The 17,577-nt window shown below is 58.8% G+C and carries 11 protein-coding genes and 1 pseudogene; 9 read left to right on the forward strand and 3 right to left on the reverse strand.

All coding sequences use genetic code 11. The features are described from left to right. The first annotated feature begins 224 nt into the window (after positions 1 to 224). From treP to ACA044_RS05470, 5 genes are all read left to right on the forward strand, one after another. Positions 225 to 1,667, forward strand: coding sequence for a PTS system trehalose-specific EIIBC component (gene treP / locus ACA044_RS05450; protein ID WP_497445470.1), 1,443 nt, complete (start codon positions 225 to 227; stop codon positions 1,665 to 1,667). Between the two features lie 118 nt (positions 1,668 to 1,785). Then, positions 1,786 to 3,435 carry an alpha,alpha-phosphotrehalase gene (gene treC / locus ACA044_RS05455; protein ID WP_497445471.1) on the forward strand — a complete coding sequence of 550 codons (1,650 nt, stop codon included), beginning with the start codon at positions 1,786 to 1,788 and terminating at the stop codon, positions 3,433 to 3,435. 93 nt (positions 3,436 to 3,528) lie between these two features. Continuing rightward, positions 3,529 to 4,752 carry a maltoporin gene (locus ACA044_RS05460; protein WP_497445472.1) on the forward strand — a complete coding sequence of 408 codons (1,224 nt, stop codon included), beginning with the start codon at positions 3,529 to 3,531 and terminating at the stop codon, positions 4,750 to 4,752. 62 nt (positions 4,753 to 4,814) lie between these two features. Then, entirely contained in the window at positions 4,815 to 7,349 is a 2,535-nt protein-coding gene (gene ptsP, locus ACA044_RS05465; protein ID WP_497445473.1) for a phosphoenolpyruvate--protein phosphotransferase, read from the forward strand. 2 nt (positions 7,350 to 7,351) lie between these two features. Continuing rightward, positions 7,352 to 7,642, forward strand: coding sequence for a PTS sugar transporter subunit IIB (locus ACA044_RS05470; protein WP_497445474.1), 291 nt, complete (start codon positions 7,352 to 7,354; stop codon positions 7,640 to 7,642). A 481-nt stretch (positions 7,643 to 8,123) separates the two neighbouring features. On the opposite strand, the gene ACA044_RS05475 is transcribed toward ACA044_RS05470, so the two are convergent. Beyond that, positions 8,124 to 10,196, reverse strand: coding sequence for a TerD family protein (locus tag ACA044_RS05475; RefSeq protein WP_497445475.1), 2,073 nt, complete (start codon positions 10,194 to 10,196; stop codon positions 8,124 to 8,126). 320 nt (positions 10,197 to 10,516) lie between these two features. Here ACA044_RS05475 and ACA044_RS05480 point away from each other — a divergent pair. The 4 genes and pseudogenes from ACA044_RS05480 to tadA all read left to right on the forward strand — a co-directional run. Beyond that, positions 10,517 to 10,769 (forward strand): annotated as a pseudogene (locus tag ACA044_RS05480) (GMP synthase (glutamine-hydrolyzing)); the annotation flags it as partial. Positions 10,770 to 10,969: 200 nt separating this feature from the next. Then, positions 10,970 to 13,669, forward strand: a complete 2,700-nt coding sequence (locus ACA044_RS05485; protein WP_497445476.1) for an AAA domain-containing protein — start codon at positions 10,970 to 10,972, stop codon at positions 13,667 to 13,669. A gap of 163 nt (positions 13,670 to 13,832) precedes the next feature. Further along, positions 13,833 to 15,209 carry a multicopper oxidase family protein gene (locus ACA044_RS05490; protein WP_305425370.1) on the forward strand — a complete coding sequence of 459 codons (1,377 nt, stop codon included), beginning with the start codon at positions 13,833 to 13,835 and terminating at the stop codon, positions 15,207 to 15,209. Then, entirely contained in the window at positions 15,209 to 15,706 is a 498-nt protein-coding gene (tadA, locus tag ACA044_RS05495) for a tRNA adenosine(34) deaminase TadA (RefSeq protein ID WP_008014671.1), read from the forward strand. The genes ACA044_RS05490 and tadA overlap by 1 nt, the downstream gene beginning before the upstream one ends. Positions 15,707 to 15,837: 131 nt before the next feature. Here the strand turns inward: tadA and cmoB are convergent, their stop codons facing one another. Together cmoB and cmoA are read right to left on the reverse strand one after the other, a co-directional pair. After that, positions 15,838 to 16,794: a tRNA 5-methoxyuridine(34)/uridine 5-oxyacetic acid(34) synthase CmoB gene (cmoB, locus tag ACA044_RS05500; protein ID WP_497445477.1), complete on the reverse strand. Its 957-nt coding sequence runs from the start codon at positions 16,792 to 16,794 to the stop codon at positions 15,838 to 15,840. Continuing rightward, positions 16,791 to 17,570: a carboxy-S-adenosyl-L-methionine synthase CmoA gene (gene cmoA, locus ACA044_RS05505; RefSeq protein WP_177409423.1), complete on the reverse strand. Its 780-nt coding sequence runs from the start codon at positions 17,568 to 17,570 to the stop codon at positions 16,791 to 16,793. Before cmoA ends, cmoB begins: the two co-directional genes overlap by 4 nt. Positions 17,571 to 17,577 lie beyond the last annotated feature (7 nt).

The raw sequence follows: 17,577 nt of genomic DNA on the forward strand, positions 1-17,577 counted from the left end.
CTGACAGAACTCACCGTCTCATTTCACGACTGCTTCGCAGCCGAACGCAGCCTCCGGCAGCTGCGACAAGGGTGAGTTTTTCGGCGGGAAAACGTGCCGTTTGTCAGGTGGTGGATAAACAAAATCAAACTCGTCTGTACGAGTTGTTGCTTTAACTCGTACAGACGAGTACTTTTCGCTTCGGCGTGCTGCCAATAACAAAAAACTACAGCGGAAGAACAAGCATGAGCCACGACTATCCGAATATCGCCTCTGAGCTGCTGAACAGCCTCGGTGGCAGCGACAACCTCGAGCAGGCCGCGCACTGTGTCACACGTCTGCGCCTGGCCCTCAAGGACCCCAGTCTGGTCAACAGCGCCACGCTGAACCAGATCGATCTGGTCAAAGGTTCGTTCTTTACCGGCGGCCTGTTCCAGGTGGTCATCGGCCCCGGCGAAGTGGAAAAGGTCTACGCCGAGCTGCGCCGTCAAACCGGTCTCGCCGCCTCGACCATCGCCGACGTAAAACAGAAAAGCGCCGCCAAGATCAACGCCATGCAGAGATTGGTGCGGGTGTTTTCCGACGTGTTCATGCCGATCCTCCCGGCGCTGATCATTGCTGGCCTGCTGATGGGCATCAACAACCTGATCGGCGCCAAGGGCATGTTCATCGAGGGCAAGACCCTGCTGGAGGCCTACCCGACGCTTGATGGCCTCTGGAGCCTGATCAACCTGATGGCCAACACTTCCTTCGTGTTCCTCCCGGCGCTGGTGGGCTGGTCGGCGGCCAAGCGGTTTGGCGGCAGCGAAATCCTCGGCATCGTGTTGGGCCTGATGCTGGTGCACCCGGACCTGCTCAACGCCTGGAACTACGGTAAAGCGGTGGCGGGGCTGGAGGGGCAGAGCCTGCCGTACTTCGACATCCTCGGTGTGTTCCAGATCGAGAAAGTCGGTTATCAGGGGCAAATCCTGCCGATCCTGCTGGCGGCCTATGTGATGAGCGTTATCGAAAAGTGGCTGCGGGCGCGGGTGCCTAACGCGGTGCAATTGCTGGTGGTGCCAATCACCACCATCGTCGTCACCGGAGTACTGGCGCTGGCGGTGATTGGCCCGGTGACCCGCCATCTGGGGATTCTCATCACCGAAGGCGTGGTCACCTTGTTCGACCTGGCGCCCATGGTCGGCGGAGCGATTTTCGGCCTGCTCTACGCACCGCTGGTGATCACCGGCATGCACCACATGTTCCTCGCAGTCGATTTGCAACTGATCTCCACTCAGGGCGGCACCTTCATCTGGCCGATGATTGTCATGTCCAACCTCGCCCAAGGCAGTGCGGCACTGGGGGTGTTCTACATGACTCACAGTGTGCGAGACAAAAGCATGGCCTCGACCTCGGCTATTTCCGCTTACTTCGGCATCACCGAACCGGCCATGTTCGGGGTCAACCTGCGCTACAAATTTCCATTCTATGCGGCCCTGATCGGCTCGGCCCTGGGCTGTATCTTCCTGTCGTTGAACAAGGTCCAGGCCTCGGCGATCGGCGTTGGCGGCTTGCCCGGTTTCATCTCGATCATTCCGCAGTTCATTCCGATGTTCGTGGTCGGGATGGTGATTGCCATGGTTGTGCCGTTTGTTCTGACCTGCGGGTTGAGCATGAGGATTGTCCGGCCCGGGTATCGGGTCGCCTGATAGATCGCATTCGCGGGCAAGCCTCGTCCTACATTTGGACGCGAAACCCTGTAGGAGCGAGGCTTGCCCGCGAAGAGGCCCCCAAGGCCAGTACAAAACTTACTGAAGGAATCCCGCCATGCAAGACTGGCAACGTTCGGTGATCTACCAGATCTACCCGAAGAGTTTTCATAGCCACGCCGGCAACCCCACCGGGGATTTGCTCGGGGTCGTGGCCAAACTCGATTACCTGCACTGGCTGGGTGTCAATTGCCTGTGGATCACACCGTTCCTGCGTTCACCCCAACGTGATAACGGTTACGACATCAGCGATTACTACGCCATCGACCCGAGCTATGGGACCATGGCCGACTGCGAATTGCTGATCGCCGAGGCCGGCAAGCGCGGGATCAAATTGATGCTCGACATCGTGGTCAATCACACCTCGGTCGAACACACCTGGTTTCAGCAGGCCCGCAGCAGCCTCGATAACCCTTACCGAGATTTCTACATCTGGCGCGACCAGCCGAACAACTGGGAATCGAAGTTCGGCGGTTCGGCCTGGGAGTACGAAGCCCAGACCGGTCAGTACTACCTGCACTTGTTCGACCACACTCAGGCCGACCTGAATTGGGACAACCCCAAGGTGCGCACCGAAGTCTTCAAGATGATGCGTTTCTGGCGCGACAAAGGTGTGGGCGGTTTCCGTCTGGACGTGATCAACCTGATTTCCAAACCTGCGGATTTTCCCGAGGACAACACCGACGGTCGGCGTTTCTACACCGACGGCCCGAACGTCCACGAGTACTTGCAGCAGATGCACCGTGAAGTGTTCGAAGGCCATGACCTGATCAACGTCGGCGAGATGTCGTCCACCAGCCTGGAACACTGCATTCGCTACTCGCGGCCGGAGTCGAAGGAACTCTCGATGACCTTCAACTTTCATCACCTGAAAGTTGATTACCCGAACCTGCAGAAGTGGATTCGCGCCGATTTTGACTTCCTCGAACTCAAGCGCATCCTTTCCGACTGGCAGACCGGCATGCAGGCCGGCGGCGGCTGGAACGCGCTGTTCTGGTGTAACCACGACCAGCCACGGGTGGTCTCGCGTTTCGGTCATGACGGCGAGTATCGGGCGGTGTCGGCGAAGATGCTCGGCACGGCGCTGCATTTCCTGCAGGGCACGCCGTTTGTGTACCAAGGTGAAGAACTGGGCATGACCAATCCGGGGTTCGATCACATCGATCAGTACCGCGATGTCGAAACCCTGAACATCTTCCGGCTCAAGCGCGAGGCCGGTGTGAGCGACGCCGACAATATGGCGGCGATCATGCAGAAGTCCCGGGATAACGGCCGCACGCCGATGCACTGGAATGACGAACCGAATGCCGGTTTCAGCGCTGTCGAACCCTGGATCGGGGTGCCGGCCAACGCGGCGCAGATCAACGTTGCCCACCAACTCGACGATCCTGATTCCGTGCTGCACCACTACCGTCAACTGATTGCCCTGCGCCGCAGTGAAACGCTGATGTGCGAGGGCGTGTACCGGCAGTTATTGCCTGAGCACACACAAATTTGGGCGTACGTGCGTGAGGGCCATGGCGAGCGTTTGCTGGTGCTGAACAACTTCTACGGCACGCCGTGCGAAGTCGAACTGCCGGATGACCTGATCAGCGAATCGATGGCTCAAAGTCTGGTGATCAGCAATTACCCTGACTCTGCGCCACGAAACCGGCAGGTCTTTCTACGGCCCTATGAGTCGTTCGTTCTGCACCTGACCGACCGCTAAACAACACTTTTTCAAACACACGCAGAACGCTGCGCGGGGGAGTTTTGCGCGCCGATTTTTCTGCATCACACAATAAAAATAATGGGGTGGCTCTTGAAAACAACAATAAATCGCAGCCTTGTAGCGGCGGGCGTGTGCCTGGCATTACCGCTGTCGGCCCAGGCGCTGGAATTCGCCGGTTACTTGCGTAGCGGCGTCGGGACCTCGGTTAACAGCGGTAAACAGCAGTGTTTCCAGCTGCCGGGAGCGCAGACCAAATACCGCTTGGGTAACGAATGTGAGCAGTACGCTGAACTTGAATTGCGCCAGGATCTGTACACCCTGGACGATGGTTCGGTGCTCAGCGTCGACGGCATGGCATCACTGTATAACCAGTACGACAAGGACCTGACGTTCAACGGTGACAACGGCTCGGTGCGCATGCCGCAGCTGTACGCGCAATGGTCGAACATGCCCAGTCTCAACGGCGGTTCGCTGTGGGCCGGTCGGCGTTACTACAAGCGGAACGATATCCACATTTCCGACTTCTACTACTGGAACCAGAGCGCCACCGGCGGCGGGATCGAAGATGTGTTGATCGGCGATCTGAAGTACAGCTACGCCTTCTCGCGCAAGGACAACCTGTACCAGAAGGACTACATCAACCGTCACGATATCAACGTCGCCGGCTTCAACACCAACCCCGGCGGTGAACTGGAGTTCGGCCTGAGTTACATCGACAAACCCGACAGCCGCGATGCTCAGCGCGGCTGGGCGATCACCACCCAGCATGTGCAGAAGGGCTTTCTGGGCGGCAAGAACAAACTGGCCTTTCAGTATGGCGAAGGCCCCGGCACCGGGTTGGGTTATACCGGCAACGTGAGGCTGGACGACAGCAGCAAAAGCTACCGGGTGGTGGAGTTCTTCGACTGGCAAGTGACGCCGCGTTTCGGCGGGCAGGTCGAAGCGGTCTACCAGAAAGACATTCGTCCGGATGGTGCCGACCAGAACTGGATTTCCCTGGGGATTCGCCCGGCCTATGCGATCACCGAGCAGTTCAAACTGGTGACCGAACTGGGCCACGATCAGGTGGACGCCACGGGCGGGACGCGCAAGCTGAGCAAGTTCACCTTCGCCCCGACCTGGTCGCCCAAGGGCCCGGAATTCTGGGCGCGCCCCGAGGTGCGTCTGTATTACACCTATGCCAGCTGGAACGAGGCGGCCAAACGGGCGGCCAATGAACTGGCGGCAGGTTCGGCGTTGTCCGACACCGGCGCCTTCGGCACGTCGCGACACGGTTCGAACGTTGGATTGCAGGTCGAGTATTGGTGGAAATAAGCGATGCTGTCGGAGCCTCGCGCTCCACCGGCACTTCAAAGAACAAAACAGCAGGTGACGTCATGGCCACACCCCAACAATTGCAACTGCTGGCACCCTTGTCCGGCGTACTGATGCCGCTGGACCAAGTGCCCGATCAGGTGTTTTCCAGTCGCGTGATCGGCGACGGTCTGTGCATCGATCCGACCTCGCAAACCTTGTGCGCACCGCTGGCCGGGGTGATCAGTAACGTGCAGGCCAGTGGGCATGCCATCAGCATCACCGACGACAATGGCGTGCAGGTGCTGATGCACATTGGCCTCGACACGGTGGACCTGGCTGGAAAGGGCTTCACCCGGTTGGTGGAAGAAGGTCAGCGGGTGGCCGTGGGGCAGGCTCTGATCGAGTTCGATGCCGATTACATTGCCTTGAACGCCCGCAGTTTGTTGACCTTGATGCTGGTGGTCAGCGGTGAGCCGTTCACCTGGCTGACGCCCGAAACGGGTGTGGTGCAAAGCGGTCAGCCGCTGCTGAGCCTGAATCCATCCGAAGTGGTGGCCGATGAGCGGATGCCGGAGGAGGGCGAGGCGCTATTCTCCAGACCGGTGACGCTGCCCAATGCCAACGGCTTGCACGCTCGCCCTGCGGCAGTGTTTGCCCAAGCGGCGAAAGGCTTTTCGGCGAGCATTTGCCTGCATAAACAGCAGGACAGCGCGAATGCCAAATCCCTGGTGGCGATCATGGCTTTGCAGACCGCCCACGGTGACATCCTGCAGGTCAGCGCGGCGGGCGCGGATGCCGAAGTGGCGATCAAGACGCTGGCCGAGTTGCTGGCCGCCGGTTGCGGGGAAGCCGTGGCGGTGAGGGCCGAGGTTGAGACGGTTACCGCTGAGGTCTCATCGCTGAAGGTGCTGCGCGGCGTCTGTGCATCGGCGGGGTCGGCGTTTGGCCAAGTGGTACAGATTGCGCAGCAGACCCTCGAGGTGAGTGAGTTCGGCGTGAGTCCTCAGGTTGAGCGTGAGCATCTGTCCCGAGCGTTGGCTGAGGCGGTTCTGGCCTTGCAGCAGCTGCGTGACAAGGCCACGGGTGACGCCCAGGCAGACATCTTCAAGGCTCATCAGGAACTGCTCGAAGACCCAGGTCTGCTGGACCAGGCCTTGGCACAGATCGACGCAGGCAAAAGCGCCGGTTTCGCCTGGCGTGCAGCCACCGAGTCGACGGCAGCCTTGTTCAAAAGCCTGGGTAATACCTTGCTGGCCGAACGGGCAGCGGATTTGGCCGACGTTGGTCAGCGGGTACTCAAGCTGATTCTCGGCGTAGAGGATCGTGCGATGGAGTTGCCGGAAGGGGCGATTCTGATTGCCGAGCAACTGACGCCCTCCCAGACGGCTGGCCTGGACACGCGCAAGGTGCTGGGGTTCGCGACGGTGGGCGGTGGCGCCACCAGCCACGTGGCGATTCTCGCGCGGGCCTTCGGTTTGCCGGCGATCTGTGGCTTGCCGGTTCAGGTGCTGGCACTGATCAATGGCACCCGGGTTTTGCTCGATGCCGACAAAGGCGAGCTACAGCTGGATCCTGATCTGGCCGCCATTGAGCAGTTGCAGGTCAATCGTCAGCGACAAAAGAAACGCCAGCAATACGAGCTGGAAAATGCAGGACTGGCCGCTTGTACCCGCGATGGGCATCACTTTGAAATCACGGCCAATATCGCGTCGCTGGCCGAAGCCGAACAGGCCATGGCGCTGGGCGGCGAGGGCGTCGGTCTGTTGCGTTCGGAGTTTCTTTATCTGGATCGCAACCACGCGCCGAGCCATGACGAGCAGGCATCCACCTACAGCGCCATCGCCCGGGCCCTGGGGCCGATGCGCAATCTGGTGGTGCGAACCCTGGATGTCGGCGGTGACAAACCGTTAGCCTATGTGCCAATGGACTGCGAAACCAACCCGTTCCTGGGCATGCGCGGAATTCGTTTGTGCCTGGAGCGTCCGCAGCTGTTGCGCGATCAGTTCAAGGCGATTCTGAGCAGCGCCGGGCTGGCTCGTCTGCACATCATGCTGCCGATGGTCACGCAGCTGTCGGAGTTGCGGCTGGCTCGTCAGATGCTTGAAGAAGAGGCGCTGGCATTAGGGCTTACGGAACTGCCGAAACTGGGGATCATGATCGAAGTGCCGGCGGCGGCGCTGATGGCTGATCTGTTTGCGCCCGAGGTGGATTTTTTCTCCATCGGCACCAACGACCTGACCCAATACACCCTGGCCATGGACCGCGATCACCCATGGCTGGCCAGTCAAGCCGACAGTTTTCACCCATCGGTACTGCGCCTGATCGCCAATACCGTGAAAGCCGCTCATGCCCATGGCAAATGGGTCGGCGTGTGCGGCGCCATGGCTTCGGAAAAACTGGCGGTGCCGCTGTTGCTGGGGCTTGGGGTGGATGAACTGTCGGTGAGCGTGCCGTTGATTCCGGCGATCAAAGCGTCGGTTCGAGAAGTGGATCTGCTGGATTGTCAGGCCATCGCCCAGCAGGTGCTGGGCCTGGAAAGTGCCGAGCAGGTACGCGAAGCACTGCGGCTGCACCATGAGGCGACGGTCGATACTTCATTGATTCTGGAGAACTGAGCATGTTCGAGAAAATGCAGCGGGCGTTCTGGAAAGCGTTGACGCCGGACCTGGTGGTGGATGAGCCGAAAGTGGTGGCTCAACCTGTTTCCGGTTTGGCCGCGAATGTCGTCGCCGCGCTTGGCGGAGTGGATAACCTCAAGTCGCAACAACCGGTGGCGCTGACCCGGGTGCGGGTGGAATTGCGGGATATGACGCGAATGGATCGACAGGCGTTGACGGTGGCAGGGGTGCCGGGAGTGATGATGCTGGAGGATGGAGTGGTTCATTTGATCACCGGGCTTCAGCCATAACCGGACCATTGTGGTGAGGGGACTTGCCTGTGGCGAGGGAGCTTGCTCCCGCTGGGCTGCGCAGCAGCCCCCCGAAACCTGAGACCACTGTGGCGAGGGGGCTTGCCCCCGTTCGACTGCGCAGCAGTCGCCAAACCAAACACCGCGGTATGCCTGACAAAACCGGATTGCTGATTTTAGGGCCGCTCCGCAGCCCAGCGGGAGCAAGCTCCCTCACCACAAAAGCCACTCGGCGCTAGTCCGAAGGCCGAGCCCGCAACCGCCGCCCAATCACATCCAGCACATCACACCCATCGCGTAATGGAATGGAGTGGGAATGATGGGACGCCCGGCACTGACTAGAGTGCAGCGCTAGATTCGGAGGAGCGCAGGAAGGGGTTTAGCCAATGCCAGTCAGTTATGCTGACTGGCATTTTTTTGGGTGGAAAGCTCCGAAGCAAGAGCTGTCGTTTTCAATGAGCGGCAAAGGCTGGCGTAGGTATTAGAGAAACTGCGATCGAATCAAATCCGTATCGAACGGCGTTGTCCCTTGATCAGGCGCAAACACCGCCTGTGCCTGCTGGGGCGAAGCCACTCGTTCCCCCCGTGCTCGTACATGTAAATCGAACAGAGTCTCCAAATCAGGCCGTGGTGTATGTACCAAAGCCCGTAGCATCAACGATATCCCACTGAGGTTGTTCCTGACATTGTTCCACCGGGGAGATGAAGTTAGTCCCAGATCGGCCCAAATCATGCGTCGTTCCTGCAAGTCCATAACGAATGGCAGACAGATCCCTGTGTCGGATGCGATATCGATACGGTCGAACACGGATCGCGGCTCGAATACTTCACCCGACGCCGTGTCGGTGCGGGCCATCCAGCCAGCGAAGCATTCTGGAAGATCGCAGTACGGCTGCTCGGTGAATGAGTTGATAGACGTTACGACGTAGCGGATACCCTTTTCGACGAGGACATCAAGGTCGAGGTCGATGAACTCCGAAGCCCCGTGTGGCGCGTCGATGATGTCGCCGCTGTGGTAGCCGCCGAAACCCTTCAGGTTGTAATACGCGACCGTTTGTATGAATACGAAGTTGGCGTCGAAAAATGCGGCGGACAAGTCGATGTCCGTGCGTTCACTGCCATTCTTCCACCACAGGAACAGGCGAATGAAACGTGTGTCAGGCATAGGCAACCGACTGCCCCGCACCAGCGTCCGTAGCGACTTCGATGAGGCACGCTGCGCCAGCGGCACCCTGTATTCGCGTAATGCTGGATCGATGAAACAGCGGCCTAGTGGCGGCAGCGACGCAAAACGCATTACGAGAGCGTCCTCGCAGATTCGGGCTGCACGAGCCAACACGTCGGGTGTGAGAGGTTCGCGTCGATCCTTGATGCCATAGACCTTGGCCAATGCACCTTTCGGTGTGAAGGCCCGCAGGGGCAGGGGGCGCGGAGCACGTACCTGGGCCAGCAACTGCAGCAGGACAGGTGAGGACACTTGTGTCGCAACAGCCTCGAACGCGTCGAGAACCGACTCTGGTTCCGTCGCGCGCCGCAGGGTCGCGTCCAGCCGTCGTGCGAACTCACCAGGACGGCTCTGTAGTATGGGCGTAAGCGTGGCGATGTGGCGCTGGGCAAGCAATGTTTCGACACGTGATCCAAATGAGGCTGGCGCTTCGTTTCGACGCGCTGCCGTGATGGCGGCTAGAGCTCGTGGGTACTTATCGGCATAGTCGCCCGGATGCAGTACTTCGGCCAGGCGTTTCCAGCGCTCAGCATGTCGCATCACGTCTTCTGCAGCATTGGGTATGTGATCGAGTAGGCGCAACAGCAGACGGCGCATCGAGCGCTTCATCGCTGTGAAACGTGTCGAAGCTGTCGTCAGTGACACGTCTCCTCCATTCAGCGCGACCGCCAGTCGTAGCACGTCAGTCGCCGTTTCGACGTTTTGCTCCAGGAATGCGTCCACCCGTGCATCGCTGGCTACATGCAGGATAAGTGCGCCGCCAACCAGTGCACGGATCTCCCGGAACGGGACGGCCTCAGGCAGCAGACGGAACACATCGCTTTTGTACTCTCGGATAAACCAGGCGACATCGGCAGTTTCCTCTTCGGAGAGCGAGGTGCGCGATGAAACCAGCGGCTCGAGCAGTGACTCGAACTCAGAGACACTTCCCGGTTCGATAACGCGGGATATGAAGTTGCCTTCAAGCATCGCAGGTCTAGAATGTTCTGTCGGTGGTAAACGCCGGAGCGTGAGGTAGTGCATGACGGCGTTAAGATACAACTCCGCCTCTGAGGCCGTCAGAACTTGCTCCGGAAAGTCAGGATAAAACGGCCGGTGGTGCACATGAGCGCCAGTCTCCCGCCGAAGCACTCCGACAATGTCGCGCAGCCAGTGCTTGAGTTCTGTCGCTGACAATATGCCGATTCGCTCGATCAGAGGCTCTGATAGTACGCATCGGAACGCCGCGACTTCCCGGACAGCCGACGCGACCTGAGCGCGCGTGGCACCGCCAGTGCCCATCGGGACGTGAACTTTGGTACGGCGACGCAGGAACAGCTCCTGATTCATGCTTGATTTTCTCCCTTGGCCGCCGTCGTGGACGAGCTGCAGCATCGTGTCTACAGCCGATGTAAAAACGCCTGCAAGAAGCAGGCGCGGTGTGGAGAGCGGAACCCCTAGGTCATAGGAGGTTTAGAAGGAAGGTGTTCCATAGCCACGAAGGCATTCTACGGGAGGTTGTCCCTGTCTGTCAGGTTGCTGCGTATCTCAACGGTAACAAGCTGCTTCGCCACAAGAATAGGGTCTGACGAGCGATAAGTCGTTTGTCCATCGTCCAGACGAGTGGCGGCGTTATTGGCCAAGTGTGCCTTCAGGGTCGGCGAAGTGCCCACAAAGTCAGCCAGGTGTTTGTAGTGTTCCAGCCAGTGAAATCGGTTGGCGTTGTCGGCGATGGCCGTCGTTACGCCTGGGTCGTTGCCCTGCGTGCCGTGGAAACCATCGACTTCATGACCGCGCGTTGGGCTCACCTGCCTTGCGATCTGCTGGAAACCGTCCGGCCGCATCATCAATGAAATCGAAGGCATCTCCCGCGTCACCTACGACGTGTCGAGCAAGCCGCCTGCGACCATTGAGTGGGAATAAGCTGAATAACGAGGGCGCCGCGAGGCGCCCTTGTTGCATTTGCAGGAAACGTTTTCATCTATTTATTGCGCTTACTGGCTGGAAGCTGGTGCTCAGAAGATAGGTGATGTCAAAATAGTGTCAATTTCACCGGATCGCTGGATTCGGATTTCGACAACATGGATGTGGGCAGGCTGTGCACCAGCCTGAGTAAGGGATATATGGTTTCCATCTACGTGAACGGTACAGACAAGACTAGTCAGATCAGTGACTGGACAATAAAGAGCGACGGGCGCGGTGGGTTCTCGCTGACTTGCCACTATCACTCCGGCAAGAGTTGGCCCAGCCCATTGGATGAATGCAAGGTGGTTCCTACCCGGGAAGTCAAAGGTCAGCTTCTGCGCAAAAAGACCAGTTCGGTGGCAACTCCCTTCAGGGCAGCTGCAATCTACGGTGAGAAATACGCCGTCATCCAGTATGCCGAAGGTGGGAAAAAGTACGCTTACAAACTGAGCGATATCGAATTTGTCCCGGCGACGCAAATGAAGTGCGAGCCAGTATTCAAGTATTTCCATTCTGTGGCCACTGCCCGGATTGATCATGTCGAGCCGCAAGAGAGGCCGATCGCCGAGAATGTGTTGCGCCAAGTGGACGCAATCATTGCAAGCGCGGACACCGCATTGAACGCCTACTGCACCGGGCAGAATGCACAGCATGAACCGGCCGGGGACTTAATCTTTCCCTTTGGTATTAACGAAAGCCAGTTGCAAGCCGTCGAACAGGCCTTCACCTCGCAGATCAGTCTGATCGAAGGGCCGCCCGGTACCGGCAAGACTCAGACGATTTTGAACATTGTTGCCAACATCCTGTTGCGTGGAAAAAACGTGGCGGTGGTGTCCAACAACAATTCGGCCGTTGCGAATGTCTGTGAAAAGCTGGGCAAGTCTGGTCTGGACTATCTGGTCGCGACATTGGGCAGCAAAGACAACCGTGAGGCTTTTTTTGCCAATCCGCGGCCGCGCCCGTCGGCGGCACCTCAAACTGCACCTGCGATGGAGCACATTCAGAGCATCTTGCAGCAGCTCAAGGGTCAGTTGACTGCACGTAATGAGGCAGCGCAGTTACAGGTCGAAATCGATGAGCTTGAGGTCGAGAGGCGTTATCTGCAGCAATGGCAGCAAGACAACGGTGTGCAGATAATCAATCTGGACAAGTACAAGCTTTCGCCGAAAAAGACCACGGATTTGATGGCTTACCTGACGCATCTCGCAGGCGGCAGCGTCAGGATCAGGGACAGAATCGAATTGCTGTTCAATTTCAGGATTTTGCGCATTCGACCATTCGACAGCTGGGAAAAGCGCAAGTCGGCCTTCTATGGCCTACAACTGCACTACTACGACAAGGCGCTGGCGAAGAAAAGAGCGGCACTGGTAAGCCATCAGCAAGCGTTGCAGCTGGGCAACTATCAGGTATTGCTGGATGAATTGACCAGCACTTCGATGAAGTACCTGAAACAGTACCTTCATCAGCATGTAGCGAATGCTGGCGCCTTTACGGTGGAAAATTACCGAGATCAGTTCGACGGGTTCGTGAAGCGTTATCCGATCATCTCCAGCAGCACCCATTCGATCATCAATTCGCTCAAGCGTGGCACAGTGCTCGATTACGTCATCATCGACGAAGCTTCGCAACAAGACATCGTTCCGGGAATTCTGGCGCTGGGTTGCGCGAAGAACTTAATCATCGTGGGAGACAGGAAGCAGCTAGCGCACATTCCGGCAAAGCTGGACATTCCGGCGCCCACGGATCATTACGATTGTGAGAAATACAGCCTGCTCGATTCGTGCGTCAGTGTGTTCAATGGAGTAATCCCGACAACTTTGCTTAAAGAGCACTATCGTTGCCACCCGCGAATCATTCAGTTCTGCAATCAGCAGTTCTACGACAACCAACTGGTTCCAATGACCAAAGACGGTGGCGAAAAACCGTTGTCATTGCTCGTCACCGCCAAAGGCAATCATGCGCGCGCGAATACTAACCAGCGTGAGCTCGACTCTTTGTTGGCGATGTTTGAAGCGCAAGGCGAGAGTGTTTGGCAGGAGGCTGGGGGCCGGGGCTTCATTGCACCCTACAAAGATCAGGCAGCACTCTCGCGCAAGCTGCTACCGGCAGACTTCGTTAATGAAACGGTGCACAAATTCCAAGGACGCGAGTGCGACGAGATTGTCTTTTCAACCGTGCTCGACAAAAAGAGCAACGTCCAGGATCGCCTGGATTTTGTCGATGATGCACGCATGGTCAATGTGGCGATCTCACGAGCCAAGCATCGCTTCACTCTGATCACAGGAGACGACGTCTTCACGAAGAACAACGGGCATATCGCGGCACTGGTGCGATACATCGAATACTACGCAGAGAAACAGCAGTTGCACCGCGCGCCGCTGATTTCCGCTTTCGACCTGCTCTACACGGAATACGATCAATCGCTGGAGCGGTTGAATACCCGATTGCGCAGAGAAGACTCCGAGTTCAAATCCGAGCAGATCGTTGCGCAGATACTGCGTGAGACACTGGAGCAAGAGAGGTGCCGGGGGCTCAAGTTTCAGCCGCAGATCGAACTCAACCAGTTGGTGTCGACCACTAATCAAAACCTGACTGCTCGTGAGCGTGAATTCATGAGGAACGCTGCCAGCTGTGATTTCGTACTTTATTTCAAAGTGGGCAAAACCCCGCTTGGAGTGATTGAGGTCGATGGGGGCAGCCATGATTTGCCGGAGCAGGCGGAGCGCGATGCTTTGAAAGACAGCATCCTGAGCAAGAGCGGTATCCCTTTGCTTCGTTTGCGCACCGTCGAAAGTCGCATCGAGGCGCGGGTCGGTGCATTTGTGAGCCAGTGGGCAACCGGCGTTTCGACAGCGTAGTCGGAGCAACAGGCGCGCCGTGAGGCGTCCTTGTCCACTGCGCGATCATTGACCGAACGGCTGGCGCGACAACACTTCACTTAATCTTTCTCAATTGCAGGTGTATCGTATTCGCCTTTTGCAGGCCCCGCGCCTGTGGCTGATACGTGAGGTAGTTGAGTTCATGTCCTTTACCCGTCGACAAATACTCGGTGGTCTGGCCGGTCTTGTGGTGGTTGGCGTGGGGGCCGGTGGCGCGTCGCGTTACTGGCTGGGCAAAATGGCCGACGCTGACGCCGGCCACGACTATGAGCTGATCGCCGCACCGCTGGACGTCGAACTGGTGGCCGGGCACAAGACGCCTGCCTGGGCGTTCGGCCCATCGGCGCCGGGCACTGAGTTGCGCGTGCGTCAGGGGGAATGGCTGCGGGTGCGCTTCATCAACCATCTGCCGGTGGCGACCACCATTCACTGGCACGGCATCCGCCTGCCGCTGGAAATGGATGGCGTGCCGTACGTGTCGCAGTTGCCGGTGCTGCCGGGCGAGTACTTCGACTATAAATTCCGCGTGCCTGACGCCGGCAGCTACTGGTATCACCCGCACGTGAACAGCAGCGAAGAGCTCGGTCGCGGATTGGTCGGCCCGTTGATTATCGAAGAGCGCGAGCCCACCGGTTTCAAATACGAAAAGACCTTGAGCCTCAAGAGTTGGCACGTCGATGAAGAGGGCGCTTTCGTAGCGTTCAGCATTCCTCGTGAAGCGGCCCGTGGCGGCACGGCGGGGGGGCTGTCGACCATCAATGGCGTCTCGCAAGCGGTGATCGACTTGCCCGCCGGGCAGATCACTCGCGTACGGTTGCTCAACCTCGACAATACGCTGACGTACCGCCTCAACATTCCTGGCGTCGAAGCGCAGATCTACGCGCTGGACGGCAATCCGATTGAACCGCGCCCACTGGGCAAGGAATACTGGCTGGGGCCTGGCATGCGCATTTGCCTGGCGATCAAGGCGCCGCCGGCCGGCGAAGAACTGTCCCTGCGCAACGGCCCGGTACGCTTGGGCACCTTCCGTTCAGTGGCGAACACCGATGCGCCAACCGAGTGGCCGCCGGCGCTACCCGCCAACCCGGTTGCAGAGCCGGACCTGGCCAATGCCCAGAAACTCAACTTCAATTTTGAATGGGTAGGCTCGGTGTCGGTCAATGTCGAAAACGGCAAGCCGCCAAGCCTGTGGCAGATCAACGGCAAGGCTTGGGACATTACCGACAAGACCTGCGCCGATCGACCGATTGCCAAGCTCGAAAAGGGCAAAAGCTATATTTTCGAATTGAAGAACATGACTCAGTATCAACACCCGATCCACCTGCATGGCATGAGCTTCAAGGTCATTGCCTCGAACCGGCACAAGGTCATCCCGTACTTCACCGACACGTACCTGTTAGGCAAGAACGAGCGTGCGCAAGTGGCGCTGGTGGCGGATAACCCTGGGGTCTGGATGTTCCACTGCCATGTGATCGACCACATGGAAACCGGCCTGATGGCCGCCATCGAGGTGGCGTGATGCGTCAGATTCGCCCCGCAGCGATTATCGACCGCAGCCGTGATCGTGATTTCATGCGCGAAGCCCTGGCCCTGGCCGCTCAAGGCGCGGCCCTTGGCGAAGTGCCGGTGGGTGCGGTGCTGGTGCAGGACGGTGAAATCATCGGGCGCGGTTTCAACTGCCCGATCAGCGGCAACGACCCCAGCGCCCACGCCGAGATGGTCGCGATCCGCGCTGCGGCCCAAGCTGCCAGCAACTATCGCCTGCCGGGCAGTACGCTCTACGTGACCCTGGAGCCGTGCAGCATGTGCGCCGGGCTGATCGTGCACTCGCGGATCGCGCGGGTGGTGTATGGCGCGCTGGAGCCCAAGGCCGGGATTGTGCAGAGCCAGGGGCAGTTCTTTACCCAGGGCTTTTTGAATCATCGGGTGTTGTATGAGGGTGGGGTGTTGGCGGAGGAGTGTGGCGCGGTGTTGAGCGAATTTTTCAAGGCCAGAAGAGCCAAGCCCGCAGACTAAAACACAAACCAAATGTGGGAGCGGGCTTGCTCGCGAAAGCGGTGGATCAGTCAGCATCTCTGTTGACTGTTAGTCCGTATTCGCGAGCAAGCCCGCTCCCACAGGTTTATCTGGTGTCTGGGAGATTGCGGCTACTTGCGGGCGACGATGACGGCGCGCATCGGCGCCGGCAGCCCTTCAACCGTTTTGCTGTGATCTTCCGGATCAAGGAAGTCGCTCAACGACTGATACTTCATCCACTCCGTCCCGCGCTGCTCCTCGACCGTGGTCACGCTCACATCCACGCAACGCACATCGCTGAACCCGGCGCGGCGCAGCCACAGTTCCAGCGCGGGCACTGATGGCAGGAACCACACGTTACGCATCTGCGCGTAACGGTCTTCGGGCACCAACACCTGCTGCTGATCGCCTTCGATCACCAGCGTCTCGAGCACCAGTTCACCGCCCTTGACCAGGCAATCCTTCAGCGCCAGCAAATGCTCGATCGGCGAGCGGCGGTGGTAGAACACGCCCATGGAAAACACTGTGTCGAAGCCTTCCAGATTGGGAGGAAGATCCTCAAAAGGAAACGGCAAGTGCCAGGCATTGGGCTCGGACAGGTAACGCTGCACGGCCTGGAACTGGCAGAAGAACAGCCAGTTGGGGTCGACGCCGATCACGCTGTCGGCGCCGGCGCCGAGCATGCGCCACATGTAGTAACCGTTGCCGCAGCCGACATCGAGGATGCGTTTGCCTTTCAGGTCCAGGTGCGGAGCTACCCGGGACCACTTCCAGTCCGAACGCCATTCAGTGTCGACATGCACGCCGAACAGGTCGAACGGGCCTTTGCGCCATGGCGACAAACCCATCAGCGCGGTACGCATCTGGCCCCGGGTTTCGTCGTCGCAATCGGTGTCCAGTTTCAAGCCATTCAACAAGTCGACTTCGCTTGGCTGAATCTTCGGCAGCGCGTCCAGCGCACTCTGCCAGCGCTCGAGATCGCCGTGACCTTTTTCCATTTTCTTGTCGAGTTGCGCTTGCAGGGTGTTGGCCCATTCGGCCAGCGGAGTACCGGCCAGACGGCGGGCGAGGGGGGACAGATCAATCATGGCAAGGCAATCAACGAGGCAAAGTTAAGACACTGGAACCACGGCACGACTTTCGAGAACCCGGCGGCCAGCAGGCGTTCGCGGTGTTCTTCGAGGCTGTCGGGCTTCATGACATTTTCGATGGCGCTGCGCTTCTGGGCGATTTCCAGTTCGCTGTAGCCGTTGGCGCGTTTGAAGGCCACGTGCAGGTCGGTGAGCAGCGCGTGTTCTTCGGGGTCGTTGAAGCGCAGCTTCTCCGAGAGGATCAGCGCGCCACCGGGCAACAACGATTGGCGGATGCGCGAGAGCAGCGCGGTGCGCTGGTCCGGGGCGATGAATTGCAGAGTGAAGTTCAGCGCCACCACCGAGGCCGGCTGGAATTCCAGGGCAAGGATGTCGCCTTCAATCACTTCCACCGGCAGTAACTCCTGGAACATCGAGTCCTGGCCGTTGAGGTATTCGCGGCAACGCTCGACCATGGCTGCGGAGTTATCCACAGCGATGACGCGGCAACCGTCGGTGCGCACGTGACGGCGCAACGCTTGAGTCACGGCGCCCAGGGACGAGCCCAGGTCGTAGAGCACGCTGTTGGGCTGGGCGAACTGCGCGGCGAGCACGCCGAGGTTTTCCACGATGGTCGGATAACCCGGCACCGAGCGCTTGATCATGTCCGGGAACACCCGAACCACGTCCTCGTTAAAGGCGAAGTCAGGCACCTGGGTCAAAGGCTGGGCGAAAAGGCGATCGGATTCTTTGCTCACGGCGGTTCCAGCGGCGTAGGTGGAAAAGGCCGGCATTTTAGCC

The organism is Pseudomonas sp. LBUM1673, assembly GCF_059695645.1.

Coding starts and splice junctions, on each gene's coding strand:
- ACA044_RS05485 (WP_497445476.1), top strand. CDS start 10,970: ATGGTTTCCATCTACGTGAACGGTACAGACAAGACTAGTCAGATCAGT.
- treC (WP_497445471.1), top strand. CDS start 1,786: ATGCAAGACTGGCAACGTTCGGTGATCTACCAGATCTACCCGAAGAGT.
- cmoA (WP_177409423.1), bottom strand. CDS start 17,570: ATGCCGGCCTTTTCCACCTACGCCGCTGGAACCGCCGTGAGCAAAGAA.
- ACA044_RS05490 (WP_305425370.1), top strand. CDS start 13,833: ATGTCCTTTACCCGTCGACAAATACTCGGTGGTCTGGCCGGTCTTGTG.
- treP (WP_497445470.1), top strand. CDS start 225: ATGAGCCACGACTATCCGAATATCGCCTCTGAGCTGCTGAACAGCCTC.
- ACA044_RS05470 (WP_497445474.1), top strand. CDS start 7,352: ATGTTCGAGAAAATGCAGCGGGCGTTCTGGAAAGCGTTGACGCCGGAC.
- cmoB (WP_497445477.1), bottom strand. CDS start 16,794: ATGATTGATCTGTCCCCCCTCGCCCGCCGTCTGGCCGGTACTCCGCTG.
- ptsP (WP_497445473.1), top strand. CDS start 4,815: ATGGCCACACCCCAACAATTGCAACTGCTGGCACCCTTGTCCGGCGTA.
- ACA044_RS05475 (WP_497445475.1), bottom strand. CDS start 10,196: ATGAATCAGGAGCTGTTCCTGCGTCGCCGTACCAAAGTTCACGTCCCG.
- tadA (WP_008014671.1), top strand. CDS start 15,209: ATGCGTCAGATTCGCCCCGCAGCGATTATCGACCGCAGCCGTGATCGT.